Annotated in this window: 10 protein-coding genes and 2 tRNA genes; 6 read left to right on the forward strand and 6 right to left on the reverse strand. The window is 58.2% G+C overall.

All coding sequences use genetic code 11. The features are described from left to right. Window positions 1–6: 6 nt before the first annotated feature. The 3 genes from ACVWXW_RS08230 to ACVWXW_RS08240 form a co-directional block, all read right to left on the reverse strand. Window positions 7–600 carry a YcnI family protein gene (locus ACVWXW_RS08230; RefSeq protein ID WP_457403485.1) on the reverse strand — a complete coding sequence of 198 codons (594 nt, stop codon included), beginning with the start codon at window positions 598–600 and terminating at the stop codon, window positions 7–9. A 62-nt stretch (window positions 601–662) separates the two neighbouring features. Next, the gene (locus ACVWXW_RS08235) at window positions 663–1010 is read right to left on the reverse strand and encodes a hypothetical protein (protein ID WP_457403486.1); all 348 of its coding nucleotides are present in this window, start codon (window positions 1008–1010) and stop codon (window positions 663–665) included. Further along, window positions 1010–1351 carry a c-type cytochrome gene (locus tag ACVWXW_RS08240; protein WP_011433133.1) on the reverse strand — a complete coding sequence of 114 codons (342 nt, stop codon included), beginning with the start codon at window positions 1349–1351 and terminating at the stop codon, window positions 1010–1012. Before ACVWXW_RS08240 ends, ACVWXW_RS08235 begins: the two co-directional genes overlap by 1 nt. Window positions 1352–1486: 135 nt before the next feature. Between ACVWXW_RS08240 and dnaG the strand changes: the two genes are divergently transcribed. Further along, window positions 1487–3427, forward strand: a complete 1941-nt coding sequence (dnaG, locus tag ACVWXW_RS08245; RefSeq protein ID WP_457403488.1) for a DNA primase — start codon at window positions 1487–1489, stop codon at window positions 3425–3427. 147 nt (window positions 3428–3574) lie between these two features. Here the strand turns inward: dnaG and alaS are convergent, their stop codons facing one another. Next, entirely contained in the window at window positions 3575–6229 is a 2655-nt protein-coding gene (alaS, locus tag ACVWXW_RS08250; protein WP_457403489.1) for an alanine--tRNA ligase, read from the reverse strand. A gap of 284 nt (window positions 6230–6513) precedes the next feature. Here alaS and ACVWXW_RS08255 point away from each other — a divergent pair, with 284 nt between their 5' ends. Next, window positions 6514–8157: a protein kinase domain-containing protein gene (locus tag ACVWXW_RS08255; RefSeq protein WP_457403490.1), complete on the forward strand. Its 1644-nt coding sequence runs from the start codon at window positions 6514–6516 to the stop codon at window positions 8155–8157. A gap of 272 nt (window positions 8158–8429) precedes the next feature. Here the strand turns inward: ACVWXW_RS08255 and ACVWXW_RS08260 are convergent, their stop codons facing one another. Next, window positions 8430–8933, reverse strand: a complete 504-nt coding sequence (locus ACVWXW_RS08260) for a hypothetical protein (protein WP_457403491.1) — start codon at window positions 8931–8933, stop codon at window positions 8430–8432. A gap of 49 nt (window positions 8934–8982) precedes the next feature. Between ACVWXW_RS08260 and ACVWXW_RS08265 the strand changes: the two genes are divergently transcribed. From ACVWXW_RS08265 to ACVWXW_RS08275, 3 genes are all read left to right on the forward strand, one after another. Next, window positions 8983–9056: transfer RNA gene (locus ACVWXW_RS08265), tRNA-Asp, on the forward strand. Window positions 9057–9215: 159 nt separating this feature from the next. After that, window positions 9216–10397 carry an aldo/keto reductase gene (locus ACVWXW_RS08270; RefSeq protein ID WP_457403492.1) on the forward strand — a complete coding sequence of 394 codons (1182 nt, stop codon included), beginning with the start codon at window positions 9216–9218 and terminating at the stop codon, window positions 10395–10397. A 92-nt stretch (window positions 10398–10489) separates the two neighbouring features. After that, complete coding sequence (locus ACVWXW_RS08275) at window positions 10490–12838, forward strand: exonuclease domain-containing protein (RefSeq protein WP_457403494.1); 2349 nt, start codon at window positions 10490–10492, stop codon at window positions 12836–12838. Between the two features lie 227 nt (window positions 12839–13065). Here ACVWXW_RS08275 and ACVWXW_RS08280 read toward each other — a convergent pair. Continuing rightward, window positions 13066–13139 (reverse strand) — tRNA-Pro (locus ACVWXW_RS08280). A 290-nt stretch (window positions 13140–13429) separates the two neighbouring features. Here ACVWXW_RS08280 and rpsB point away from each other — a divergent pair. Continuing rightward, window positions 13430–14224 (forward strand): 30S ribosomal protein S2, encoded by a 795-nt coding sequence (rpsB, locus tag ACVWXW_RS08285; protein ID WP_414358039.1) that lies wholly within the window; start codon window positions 13430–13432, stop codon window positions 14222–14224. The last annotated feature ends 59 nt before the right edge of the window (window positions 14225–14283 follow it).

Here is a 14283-nt window from a genome sequence, read left to right on the forward strand (position 1 = left end):
GACCGCTTAGCGGGTACCGTGACCATGCCCATGTCCATGCCCGTGGCCGTGCCCATGTCCACTGTCTCCACCCGTCAGCTTCAGCAGCGGAGCCGGCTCCGGCAAACTGTTGGGATCCTCGCCAGGCTGAGCCACCTGAATCCAGCGGTACATGCCCTGCTCGCACTCCTGAATCACTGGGATGGGGATGACCTCACCGGGGCGATTCGGCAGCTTGAGGCTGATGCTGAACTCATCCATGAACTCATCGGGCAGCGAGCCGCCGCTCCAGATCACCTCGGCAACCGTTTCGGTAATCATCTTCCCATGCGACTCATAGGGGGTCTCCAGCGGCTTTTTGACCGTCTCGATTTTCCACAGGGGATGCACCATCGGCTTCACAGAGACGAATCCCTCCGGGATCTGCACCCGCAGGCGCACGGTCGGGGATCCATCGCAGCCATGGGGCACCCGAAAGGTGAGCTTGGCATAGCTGCCCGCCGTGGCCTCTTTGGGATGGACGGTGACATGGGCCCAGGCAGAAGAAAGGGGCAAACAACTCATTCCCAGGGCCAGCAGAGATTTCTTGGCCAGGGTCAAGTAACTTTGCAGACTGAACATTCGCAGATGCTCCTTACAAACCTGTAGAGAAAGAGAAAAATGCAGTGTTTGTTGGTCAAAACCTAGGGATGGTGATGGGATCCGTGGGATTCCGTTATGCTCATGCTGTGCTGTCCCCAACTGGAGAGGCCCATCGACACCAGGCCGGCACTGGCCAAGCCCATCGACACCAGCCCGAAGGAGAGCGCTCCCATAGCCACCAGGCCGACAGAGAGGATGCCGTGGGTCACCACGCCGATGGCCACCACCCCATGGGCGGAAATGCCCACCGCCACCAAGCCATGGGCTCCCACGCCAACCGACAAGATTTTGCGGCGGGATCCCTGTCCTTCACATCCCTGCTCGTGAGGCAGCCGCTCCACTGGTCTCCCCTGGAGCAGGGCTGGATCTTGAGTCCTCTCTTTGGACACTAGCCTCTACTCCAGTTGTGCTCAGCGCGATCCAAAACGTAGGCCGCCACCGCCTCGATCTCCTCCGGCTTGAGAATCTTGGCAAAAGCCGGCATGGCCCCTTTGCCGTTTCTCACTTGGGCCTGGATCAGCTCAGGGGTGTCTACGTGGTACTCATGAAGAGCCGCCAGAGAAAGGTTTTTCGCTGCCACCAAAGTGTTGCGCCCGTTCAAGTGACAACCCACACATTTGGCCTGAAAGACCTTGGCTCCCAAGGCCAAATCAGGCTCAGCAGAAGCCATTTGCGGGCCTAAAAAGAGGGCAAATACTGCCACCAAAAGCCCGATAAAAAGGTTGATCATTCGCATTTTCATCTCAGGGACTGACCGAAAACTAGCCTTTAAGGCCCGCCCATTATCCCAAGCCCGTTGGGCCAGGTCAAAAGACAGCCTGTCGAGTTTCCCCCGGCTACTATAAGGTCAGGATCCCCCGAAGCCATGAGCGGTCTGCCCCCCGATTTCATTCAGTTGGTGCGCCAAAAGGCCGACCTCGTGGAAGTGGTGGCCGAAAAAGTGGTGCTGCGCAAGCAGGGAAAGAACTTCGTTGGGCTTTGCCCTTTCCACAACGACCACAAACCCAGTTTTCAGGTCAGCCCCAGCAAGCAGATCTACAAGTGCTTCTCCTGCGGGGCAGGGGGAGATGTGCTGCGCTTTGTCATGCAGACCGAGCATCTCTCCTTTGCTGAGGCCGTGCGCCACTTGGCGCGGCGATACCACATACCTCTGCCCACCCGCAATCCCGAGGCGCAGCCCTTGGGATCCCTTGATGAGCGGGAGCTCTCCCACCGGGAAAAGCTGCTGGAGATTTTGGCCATGGCTGCCGATTTTTATCGGCATGCCCTCCGCTCCCAGCTAGGATCCGCCGCCCGCCAGTACCTGCACAGCCGCCACCTGAGCGAAGAAACTTTGCAAAAATTTCAAATCGGCTTTGCTCCCCCCGGCTGGCAATCTCTCTACGAATACTTGGTCAACCACAAGCGCCAACCGGTCAAACTTTTAGAAGAGGCTGGATTGCTGGTTCCCCGCCAGCAGGGATCCGGCCACTACGACCGCTTTCGCAACCGGATCATGCTGCCCATTTTCGATGTGCAGGGGCGGGTGATCGGGTTTGCCGGCAGAGCCTTGGGGGAGTCAGGACAGCCCAAGTACCTCAACTCTCCAGAAACAGAGCTTTTCAACAAAAGCCAGGTGGTCTATGGTCTCAACTTTGCCCGCGATGCCATTGCCAAAGCCGATCAAGTCTTGGTGGTGGAAGGCTATTTCGATGTCATCGCCCTGCATCAGGCGGGGGTTGCCTATGCCGTAGCCGCTATGGGCACCGCTTTGACGCCCCACCAGGTGAAGATCCTGCTGCGCTACACCCAATCGAAGCGACTGATTCTCAATTTTGATGCGGATCGGGCCGGTTTGAACGCCGCCAGCCGGGCCATTGAAGCCATTGAAGAACAAGCGCGGCGCGGAGAAATTGAGCTGCGCATTCTCACCCTTCCTGAGGGCAAAGATGCCGACGAATTTTTGCGGGAGCACAGGGGCTCCGCCCCGCTGACACCAGCGGTTGCTGAACTGCAAACCCTGATCGAGCAGGCCCCCCTGTGGCTGGATTGGCGAATTGAACAGGTGCTGGCCGGTCGGGATCTGAGCCGGGCCGCCGATTTTCAGCAGGCCCGTCAAGCCCTTGTGCAACTGCTGGCCGGTTTGGGTGGACAATGGCGCTCTTTGTATTTGCACAAAGTGGCAGAATTGCTCAGCCGCGGCAACGGTCGCCTCAGTCGAGACTTGGAAGAAGACCTGCGCCGAGCCGTGCGGCAGTACCGCTGGGCCAAACCCCAGCAACCTTCCCTCAATAAGGGATCCAAACTCTTGCAGTCGGAGTCCCATCTTTTGCAGATTTTTCTGCATTTTGGCGAGTATCGCCGCGAAATTCGCCAAACTTTGCTGGAGCGAGAGCTGCAATTTAGCTTTCGCCCCCACCGGGAGCTGTGGCAGCGGATCTTGGAGCTGATCTCGGCTCAGCCGGAGCTGGAAGAGCAAGAAGAGACGTTGCTGACGGCTTTGCGCACCCTCTGTGCCCAAGATGAGCAGCTCAACGAGCGCCTCAGCCATCTGCTTTGGCTGGACGAAAACACCCGCGTAGCCCTGATGCGTCCACGGATGGTGGTGCGGGCCGCCATTGCCAACATGGAGCTGGAAATTCGCCAGAAGCGCTACCGCTACTGGACCCAACTGTGGGATCAAGCCTTTTCCGAAGGCAACACCGCCCTGGCTGCCCAGTACCAGGCCAGCATCCAGCAGGAATACCAGGCGATTCAGGCGCTGCAGCGGCAGGTGCAACTGAGCCTGGAAAACATGTCGGAAACCCCACTGGCCGAAGATTTATAGTCATTTCGATTCAAACTAGGACACTAAACCCATAACCCCATACGCGGCCAGAAGGCTTCTCTCTATAGCCCGAGTGTCTCACCCTAAACTGAACAGACTGTAGTGGCTGATGGACGGCCTGTTGCTGCTCAAAGGGGCTTCGCTCCCCTAGCGCGAGATCAGCTCCGCTTGCAACCGCTCCCGGGCCACCTGCAAAGCCTCTGCCAATTTCTCCGGCTGTTTGCCCCCAGCTTGGGCCAAGTTGGGCCGTCCGCCACCACCGCCCCCAGTCAGTTTGGCGATCTCGCCGACGAAGGATCCCGCCTTCAGGCCAAGTTGCTGCACCGCAGGGCTAAAGGCAGCCACCAGGCTGACCTTACCGGCTTCCGGCACCGATCCCAGCACCACTGCCCCTTCCCCCAGCTTGTGGAGCAGATGCTCGGCAGCGGTTTTGAGGGCCTCAGGGGTGGTGGATCCCAGCTCGGCCACCAGCACCTTGAGATCTCCGACGGCAACCGCCTGGGCCAGCAGACCTTCGGCCTGTAGCAAGGCCAATTGGCTGCGCACCTCTTCCAGTTCCTTCTGGGCAGCTTTCAGCTCCGCCTGTAGGGCGGCAACCCGCTCCGGCAGTTCCTGGGGCTTGGCTTTGAATTGGGCGCTCAGCTCCCGCACCACCCTGTCCCGTTCGTTCAGGTATTCCAGTACAGCCGGCCCGGCCACGGCCTCGATGCGACGGATCCCGGCAGCCACCCCGGTCTCGGCGATGATCTTGAACAGGCCGATCTCGGCGGTGTTGTTGACGTGGGTGCCGCCACACAGCTCCATCGACACCCCCGGAAAGTCGATTACCCGCACCTCGGCGCCGTATTTTTCCCCGAACATGGCCACGGCACCTCTGGCTTTGGCTTCGGCCAGGGGCATGATCGCCACTTGAGCAGCATGGGCCTCGGCAATCCAGGTGTTCACCAAGTTCTCGATCTGTTCCAGCTCCTCAGGGGTGACTGGCCGGGATAGGGTGAAATCAAAGCGCAGCCGGTCAAAAGCCACCAGGGATCCCGCCTGACCAATCGAGGGATCGACAATTCTTTTCAGGGCTGCCTGCAGCAGGTGGGTGGCGGTGTGGTGGGCTTGGGCGCGCCGCCGACAGGCCAGGTCGATTTGGGCTTGGACGGGATCCCCCACCCGCAGGATCCCGCGTTCCACACGGCCAAAGTGAACGAACAGATCCCCTTGCTTTTGCACATCTTCAATCCGCACCAGCAGGCCGTCCCCAGAAAGGTAGCCCCGGTCGCCAATTTGCCCGCCGGACTCGGCGTAGAAGGGCGTGCGATCCAAAACGACCTGCACTGCCTGCCCTGCCTCCACTTGGGGCACCGATTTTCCCTCGACCAACAGGGCCTCGACCACGCCGCGGGCGGAAGATTGGCTGTATCCCAAAAACTCCGTTTGGCTGAGGAAATCCGCCAACTCGTCCAGGGATCCCTGGGCTGTGAGGTCGATGGTTTGGTGGGCGGCGCGGGCCCGCTGCCGCTGTTTCTCCATTTCTTGTTCAAAGCCCTCCAGATCCACGCTGAAGCCGTGTTCCTGGGCAATTTCTTGGGTTAGCTCCAGCGGAAAACCGTAGGTATCGAAGAGCTTGAAGGCGTCGGCGCCGGAGATCTGCTTTGGCGAGCTGCTGTCACGGCGGGAAGATTCGACAGCAGTAAACAAATCCAGCAGTAGCCGTTCCCCCCGCTCCAGGGTTTTGAGAAATTGCTCTTCCTCCCGTTGCAGCTCGGTCTTGATCAGGGTTTCTCGCTCCCGCACCTGAGGATAGGCAGCCTCGGCCAACTGAATCGCGGTCTCGATCACCGGGATGGTGAAAGGCTCGCCGATCCCCAGCAACCGACCGTGGCGCACCATTCGCCGGATCAGCCGCCGCAGCACATAGCCCCGATCCACATTGGAAGGAAGCACCCCATCGGCAATCAAATGCATCACTGCCCGCGCGTGATCCCCGATCACCTTCAGGGAGATTTGCTGCTCCGGGTCGGCCTTGGAGTAGTTCAGCCCGGCGATCCCAGCCGCCGTTTGAATGATGGGAAAGATCAAGTCCGTCTCGTAGTTGTTGGGCACCCCCTGCAACACTTGGGCCAACCGCTCCAACCCCAGGCCGGTGTCGATGTTTTGCTTGGCCAGCGGCATCAGGTGACCTTCGCTATCCCGGTTCAGCTCCATGAACACCAGGTTGTAGATCTCCAGAAAGCGGGAGTCATCCTCCAAATCGATCCGCTCATCCCCCAGCTCCGGCTTGAAGTCGTAGTAAATCTCAGAACAAGGGCCACAGGGGCCGGTGGGGCCGGCAGCCCAGAAATTATCCGCCTCTCCCATGCGCTGGATGCGGTGGGCCGGGATCCCTATCTCATCTCGCCAGAGGGCAAAAGCCTCCTCATCTTCGCGAAAGACGCTCACCACCAGCCGTTCCGGGGGCAGGCCGAACACCTCCGTCACCAGCTCCCAGGCCCAGGCGATGGCCTCCTTTTTGAAGTAGTCGCCAAAGCTGAAGTTGCCCAGCATCTCGAAGAAGGTGTGGTGGCGCGCCGTTCGGCCCACGTTCTCGATGTCGTTGGTGCGCACACATTTCTGGGCCGTTGTAACCCGTGGGTACTCCGGATCCCGTTGCCCCAGGAAAATGGGCTTAAAGGGCAACATGCCAGCAATGGTCAGCAGCACCGTTGGATCTTCTGGCACCAAGGAGGCGCTGGGCAACACCTGGTGGCCCCGCTGGGCGTAGAAGTCCAGAAAAGTTTGCCGAATGGCGGCACCGGAAAGAGCTGGAAACATGACAGGCGAAGATGGCTGTATTCATCAATTCTAAGTTTTCCCTCTGCAGGGCAGTCCAGCCCTTGTTGTTCTCCTCTGTTCCACCAAACCCCATCCGCCGAAAACCTGAGCGATTTGTCCGATTAACCTCAGGGCGGGCAGACGCTAAGATCAGCCTATCTGAGGCAGTTGTGCAAGATTTGTTTCTTCTTGGTCTAACCTGTATGTATCTCTCACAACTTGCCTGCCGACTTCTTGGCTCCGTCTCGGTTGTCCGGATCGCCAGCCGGTAACCCCAAACTGGTATGCCCACTTGCTACTGCCTTAACCCTGCCTGTTTGCACCCGGAAAACCCGGCGGATGCCTCTACCTGTGCCTCTTGTGGCCATCCCCTCCTGCTGCGCAATCGCTACCGGGCCTTCAAGCGCATCGGCCAGGGGGGATTTGGCTCTACCTTTTTGGCGCGGGATGAGGACATGCCCTCCAAACCTTGGCGGGTGATCAAGCAGTTGCGCCCGGTCGAGGGATCCCCGCAACTGGCCAAGCTGGCGGAGGAGCTCTTCAATCGCGAGGCCCAAGTGTTGGAGCGCCTGGGCGAACATTCGCAGATCCCCAAGCTCTACGCCCACTTTCAGGAAGGCGGCAAGTTCTACTTGGTGCAGGAATTTATCCAGGGCACCACCCTCTCCCAAGAAATGCGTCGCAATGGGCCCTTTTCCGAAGAACAAACCCGGCAGGTGATGCAGGAGGTGCTGCTGATCCTCAGCTATGTCCACAGCCAAAACACGGTTCACCGAGACATTAAACCCGCCAACCTGATTCGTCGCAAAGAAGATGGTCGATTGGTGCTGATCGACTTTGGGGCCGTCAAGCAGCTCGGCCTGGGCCAGGATTCGGCAGAAGAGGCGACGGCCATTCGCTCGCTGGGCTTTTCTCCCCCAGAGCAAGTAGCCGGCCAGGCGGTCGGTCCCTCTAGCGATCTCTATGCCTTGGCTGCCACCTGCATCAACTTGATGACGTTGGAATCTCCGGCCAAGTTTTATAACCATGAAACGGGACAGTGGGATTGGTCGGATTGCCTGCAGCTCAGCCCGGAATTCGACGCCATTCTGCACCGCATGTTGCAGCCGGCCATCAATCAGCGCTTTGCCACCGCCACCGAGGTCTTGCGGGCGTTGCAAGGGATCCCGGTGGAAGAAGCACCGATTGTGTTGCCCAACTCCCCCCTGTCTGCCAATCCCAGCACATCGGTGATCTCCGGCTACTGGGCCAAGCGCCGCTCAGGCGGTTTCTCGCCCACACCCCTACCTCAGTTCACTGCAGGGGGAATGACAGCCAGCAGCCCGCTATCCATCCCCTCTGAGTGGGGGAGCACCACCGGTTTTACCCAACTGGGCCGAGCCAGCAGCATCACAGGCAGCGGACGGATCAAGCCGGCTACCCCACCGCGGATCCCTTCCATGGCGGGGGCCGATCTACGGGGCAAGTCCTTTGCCAACCAAAACCTAGCCGGCTACGATTTGCGCCAGGCCGATCTGCGGGGGGCCGATTTCTCAGGGGCCAACTTGCAGGGGGCGGATCTGCGCGGCATCCTCTTCAACACCCCTCAACCCTACTGGCTGCGGGTTTTGATCCAACTGTCTGGATCGGCCAAGACGTTGGGAGGGATCCTGACAGGCTTGGGGGGGCTGCTGGGCTCAGGGATCCTGGCCTTTTTGCTTGTCCGCCTGACCACGGGCAATTTGGTTTATGCGTTAGGAGCGGCTGGGATCGCCTTGGTGGTGGCCAGCTCGGTGATCTGGTCGATGGGCGGTGGGGTTCGTTTGGCTCGATACCCAGAAGAAAAGAGCAAGCGCTTTACCAACTTTTGCAAAGCAGATCTGCGGGGGGCACGGATGGACGAGAAGCTACGGAAGTTTGCCCGCCGACAGGGGGCCATCTTGAGTTGACGCAGGGCGGATTGCGGACCTGGCGGATCTGGAATTTTGCGTTGCGATCTTTAACTTTAATACTTTAATAGTTTTATAGTTGTTTCAGGTTAGGATGAGACGTCTGGGCTACTGCTCGCGCCAGCGGGACGGAGTCCTTAGAAAAGCCTTCTGGCCCTCCGCATTATTGCCCCGCAATGCCATTGCTCCGCAACGCTGACGCGAAGACGCGACCGACGTCTTAGTGTGGGCACAGTGTCCTGGTTTGAATCGAGATGACTATAAACAAGAGATCAAGCCATCGAAGGGGGTGGGGAAGCCCATCTGCGAAGAGACCGGTTGACCTGTTCCGTCAGAGCTCGGCAGGCTACGGTTTTGCCCTGTTGCCGATCCCCAGCTTGGTCGTAAAAGACAATACCATCGGCCCGGGAAAGGCCCAACGCCAAGAACAACAGCTCCAAAACCCCAAAAGAAGCGGTCTCCAGCTCCGGCGCTCGATCCTTGAGCTCTGCCAGCGTGGTGTGGGCATCTTCCAGGTGGCCGAAGGCCGGGATCCACAGATGAGTTGCCGGCTCGGATCCCTCTGAGGATGAGTCGCCAGCAGCAGGATCCTCGACCACCCGCACCGTCAGCCAGCCGCCATCGGGGTAGCGCAAGGTGGTGTATTGCAGGTGATCCAGGTGTTGGGCCACCTGAGTGAGCACATCCGCCACCTGTTGCATCGCCGCCGTCGGGATCCCGTTTTGGGGAGCAGTATCCACAAGGGTTGCGGCCTGTGCTGCCAAACTAACCACCATGATTGACAACAATCCTCATTCACATCCAGAATAGATATTCGCAGCGATTGGGGCTGTAGTTCAATTGGTTAGAGCACCGCCCTGTCACGGCGGAAGTTGCGGGTTCGAGCCCCGTCAGCCCCGTACTCTTGAGAACACTCTAGCTTAGTCGCTCCCCTGCAGCCTCATATCTCCAGACTGATCTGATTTCTGATGGAGACTGCTGCGCAACGCGGTCGGCCTGGGGTTTAAGCTTCGGCGGTGGGGCCACTCTAAAATGGGGCTTAGTCCAGGGGAAAAACCATGCAGTATCGCAGATTTGGGCGTACCGAGCTGTCTATGCCCGTGCTGAGCTGTGGTGGCATGCGCTATCAACACAGCTGGCAAGATACTCCTTGGTCAGGGATCCCAGCGGCAAGCCAGCAGAACCTGGAGGCGACGATTCGCCGGGCCTTGGAGGTGGGCATCAACCACATCGAAACTGCCCGCGGCTATGGCACTTCTGAAATGCAGTTGGGCCGCATTTTGCCGCTCTTTCCCCGGCAAGATCTGATTGTGCAGACGAAAATTGGCCCCAGCGCCGACCCGCAGCAGTTCCTGGCCAAGTTCGAGCAATCGATGAGCTACTTGAACCTCGATTATGTGGATCTGCTGGCCATCCACGGGTTGAACACCTGGGAAGACTTGGAACACAGCCTGCGTCCAGGGGGGTGCCTGGAGGTGTGTCAGCGCCTAGTACGGCAGGGACGGGTGCGTTTTGTCGGCTTCTCCACCCATGGGCCAACGGAGTTGATTGTGGAAGCCATACAGTCAGGGGGCTTTGATTACGTCAACCTACACTGGTACTTTGTCAACCAAACCAACTGGCCCGCCATTGAGGCTGCCGCCCAGCAGGATATGGGGGTATTCATCATCAGTCCCTCGGATAAGGGGGGCAAGCTTTACGATCCGCCCGCCAAGCTGGTGCAGTTGTGCCAACCCCTCAGCCCGATGGTCTTCAACGACCTGTTCTGTCTGTCCCATCCCCAGGTTCACACCCTCAGCATTGGGGCGGCCCGACCCAGCGATTTTGATGAGCACCTGCGGGCGGTGGAGCTGTTGGATCGGGCTGATGAGCTGTTGCCGCCGATCCTGGCCCGCCTAGAGCAAGCTTTGATCGAGAAGGTGGGGGAGCACTACGCCAAAACTTGGCACCAGGGCCTGCCTCGCTACGACCAAACCCCCGGACAGGTGAATATCCCGTTCATTCTGCTGCTGCGCAATTTGGTCTTGGCCTATGACTTGGTGGACTATGCCAAGAGCCGTTACAACCTGTTGGGCAATGCCGGCAGTTGGCTCCCCGGCCAGCGGGCAGACAAAGTGGATGCCGAAGCCCTGCGACCTTATCTTATCCACAGCCCCCACCGCGACCGGATCCCGGCTTTGTTGCAAGAAGCCCATCGCTTGCTCTCTGGAGCTGAGGTGAAGCGCCTATCTCAGAGCTAGCTTGCTCAGGGATCCCCCCGTTTGACGGTCGAGATCCGGTGGAATTACACTGAGATATTGAGCACATTAGCATCACGGGATCCCGCCCCTCCATGAGCTACTTGGTTATCGACACCGAGGGCAACCCCAACCTCAAAGAAATCGCCCTTATCGACAGCAGCGGCAAGCTTATTTACCATGCCTACACCCAAGAATACTCGCCCCACCACCCCCAGCCCAAACCTTTGGCCCAAATCGTTGCTGACCTGCGGCGCTTGGCACAAGGCAAGACTCTTGTTTTCCACCACGCAGAGCAAGACCTAAAAATCCTTAAACAAGCCTTTGAGCAAGCTAACCAAGAGTGGCTTTCTAACCCCGTTTTTTGCACTTGGCTAGCTGCCAAGGAATGTTTCCCCAACCTCCCCAGCTACAGTCTAGAGTATCTTAGCAAACATCTTAGTATCCAACTGGAGAGCGGCTATTTCAACTCCAAACTGGCCCACGACGCCAGCTACGATGCCCTTTTTACCTATCACCTTTACCGCCACCTCACCCACGCTCAGCTCAAAGCCCAGAATGTTCCCAATCCTTTCGCCAACAGCAGAGTTGACAATCCCTTTCAGCATTATCCCGACGAGACCACCATCTATCAGCCTCAGTACCAGCAGCTCACTGCCACCCTACAGGACATCCAACGGGATCCCAACCACCAGAGCCGAGGGGTTGTCTTACTGGGAGAACCTGGATCCGGCAAGACCCACCTGATCATGCGGGTGGCCCAAAACCTCCTGCGCTACAACCGTCTCCTGTTTATCCCTCAGCCCACCCATCCCGACAACATCTACCACCACATCTACAGCCACACCCTGGAATCCCTGCGCGAACGGGTAGATGCCCATCGCCACACCCAGCTCGACTACTTGATTGCCAAGAGCTTTGTGGAAATCTTGAAAACCTTCCCCCAAACCTCAAAAACTGAAGAGCTTCTCTCCCTTCTCACGGCGGATCCCCTCAACCTCTTTCATCGCCTGGGAGCAGAAGGCACCGAGCGTCGTCGTCAACAATGGCAAGCCATTGAAAAACGGGTTCTGCGCTGGTGGGCAGAGCAAAACTTTCTCACCGGCCCCACCGAAAACATTCTCAAGGGCATCATCAAATATTGCAGTTACAGGGATCCCAACCGCCGTCACCAGATCATCCGCTGGCTCAGCGGTACCGACCTGGATCCTGAAGAAACCAACTTGATTGGGTTGCCCCCTTGGAGTGCAGATCTGGATCGCAACACCTTTGCCCTAGAAGGGATGAAAGTCATCGGCAGGCTTTCGCTGCTCGACCAGCCCCTGATCATTGTCTTCGACCAATTGGAGGCTCTGGGCCGAGAGGAAAATCGAGATATCCTTCTCAACTTTGGCGATGCTCTAAAAGAGCTTTTTACCCGTATTCCCAACAGTCTGTTTGTCCTTAATTTGTTTCCTGATCGTTGGCAACATTTCCAAACCCAATTTGACCGGGCTACCGTCGATCGCCTCTCCCAAACCGTCCTCTCCCTAGATCTCCCCTCTCTTCCCCAGCTTCAAGCCCTTCTCCAGAGCCGCCTGCCTTCAGGGATCCACCTCCAAGCTCTCTTTACCGCCGATGACCTCAGCGATATCCTCAGCCAACCCTCCATCCGCGCCATTCTCAACCGGGCCTCAGCCTACTATCGCCACTACATCAACGGGATCCCTCTCCCTCCCCAGGTGCAAGTTGTACCCACTGCCAGCAATCTAGCCGCCCGTGTCCAGCGGCTCGAAACTGAGCTGCAAACCCTCAAACAACTGCTCATCCCCCTTCTTCCTGCCCAGAGTCTTGTTGCTGTAGCTCCGCCTCTCCAGCCACCCAGCCTCTCTGAGGATCTTGCCGAAGTCTTGGAACCCTACCTCCGTGATACCGAGGCCCAGCTTCGTGCCAGCTATCCCCAAGAGGCGATTATAGACAGCACAGCCGATATCGGCAAATTGCGCACCATCGTCAATGCCCTGCAAGGGATCCATCCCCTCCCCATGAGCACCCTGAGACTGGGCCAATGCAAACTTCCAGATCACCTCTATTTCTCCGACCAGAAGCGGGTGATCGCCTTTATCCAAGTGGATCCCGGCAGCATGTGTGGACAGCTCAAGAACTTCAACCAATTGGTGATTGCTCACCCTGAGCTTCAGTTTCTTTTGCTACGGGATGCCCGCCTTAAGCCTCCTTCCAAAAAGGCTACCGCCACCAAAGAGGCCTTGGCTGCCCTCAACAACAGCCCTAATGGCAAGTATAAGCTGCTCACCAAAGAGGATCGCATTCACCTGGAGCTGATGTACAGAATGATCACCGACATCCAAAACCGCGACTTGGAGCTAGACCTGACCTCAGCCGTTCGGTACTATCTTGAGCATAGGGATCCCCCCCTTATTGCCTGGATCCTGGGCCGTGATTAAGCGCTCCAGATCCGTCGAAACCCCATGTTGTTCAAGGTCGGCTCCGCATCGGGATCCAGCACCGTAAAACCGGGATCCCATATTGTCCGGCCAAGCTTGTGACCTGATTCTTAAGGCTGCCGATCAACGGAGCCAATGGCAAGGGATTGACAGCGGAGCCAAAGTACCTCAAAGTTTCCGGCATAGTGGGCTTTGTCCGGCTCAAGCCCTCCCCTGATTACTCAGTATCGGAGCGGCGGGATTTGAACCCACGACCCCCACTACCCCAAAGTGGTGCGCTACCAAGCTGCGCTACGCCCCGGCGCACTTATGGGTAGAAGCCCATGAAGTGCCTAGCTAGTCTAGCATCGGATCGCGGCCAGAGTTAACCCCAAGCTGCGGGATCCCGTGGAAAACATGCTAGCTTAGTTAAGCCGTTAAGAAATCGCACGCCTGAACCACCGGGTGTCCTTACAGCCCTTTCGCGGTTTGCTGCAACAGCTCCTGAGTTCCTTGCCAATGGGGGTAGAGCGCTCTGTGCAGGTAACCGGCGGGAAGGCCGTAACTGGGATCCGTTCGGGCGGAGGCTAACCCGTAGGAGAGGAAAAACTCATGAGCGTAGTCAGTTTGCCTCAACTGTTGGAGGCAGGGGTTCACTTCGGCCACAAGGCCAGCCGCTGGAACCCGAAAATGCGGCCCTACATCTTTACCGAGCGGAACGGCATCCACATTATCGATTTGGTGCAGACGGCCCGCTATCTGAACGAAGCCTACGAGTATGTGCGGGATGCTGCTGACAGGGGTTGGCGCTTCCTGTTTGTGGGCACCAAACGGCAAGCTGCCGGGATCATCGCTCAAGAGGCTCGTCGCTGTGGCAGCTACTACGTCAACCAGCGCTGGTTGGGGGGCATGCTCACCAACTGGGCCACCATCAAAACCCGCATCGACCGCCTCAAAGAAATTGAGGAGATGGAGAGCAGTGGTCTTCTGGATCGCCTGCCCAAACAAGAGGCCAGCCGTCTGCGGCGAGAGTTGGCCAGGCTGGAAAAGTACTTGGGCGGCATTAAAACCATGCGCAAGCTCCCCGATGCGGTGATCATCGTCGATCAGCGGCGGGAGGCCAACGCCGTTCAAGAATGTATCAGGCTTAACATCCCGATCATCTCACTCCTGGACACCAACTGCGACCCCGATCTCAGCGATATCTTCATTCCCTCTAACGACGATGCCATTCGAGCGATTAAGCTGATTGTAGGCAAGTTGGCGGATGCCATCTACGAAGGGCGGCATGGGCAGCTCGACACCGTTGAAGAGGATGAGTACGACTACGAAGGGGCCATGGATCTGGACGACGACATGCTGGAGGATATGGAGGACGAAGAAGAAGGAGAAGCCGAGGAAGGCTAGACCGAGGGCAGGGATCCCGTGCAATCCGGGCACTTCCCTGCCTGTTCCCTATCCAGAGG

The organism is Thermostichus sp. MS-CIW-30 (assembly GCF_054058015.1).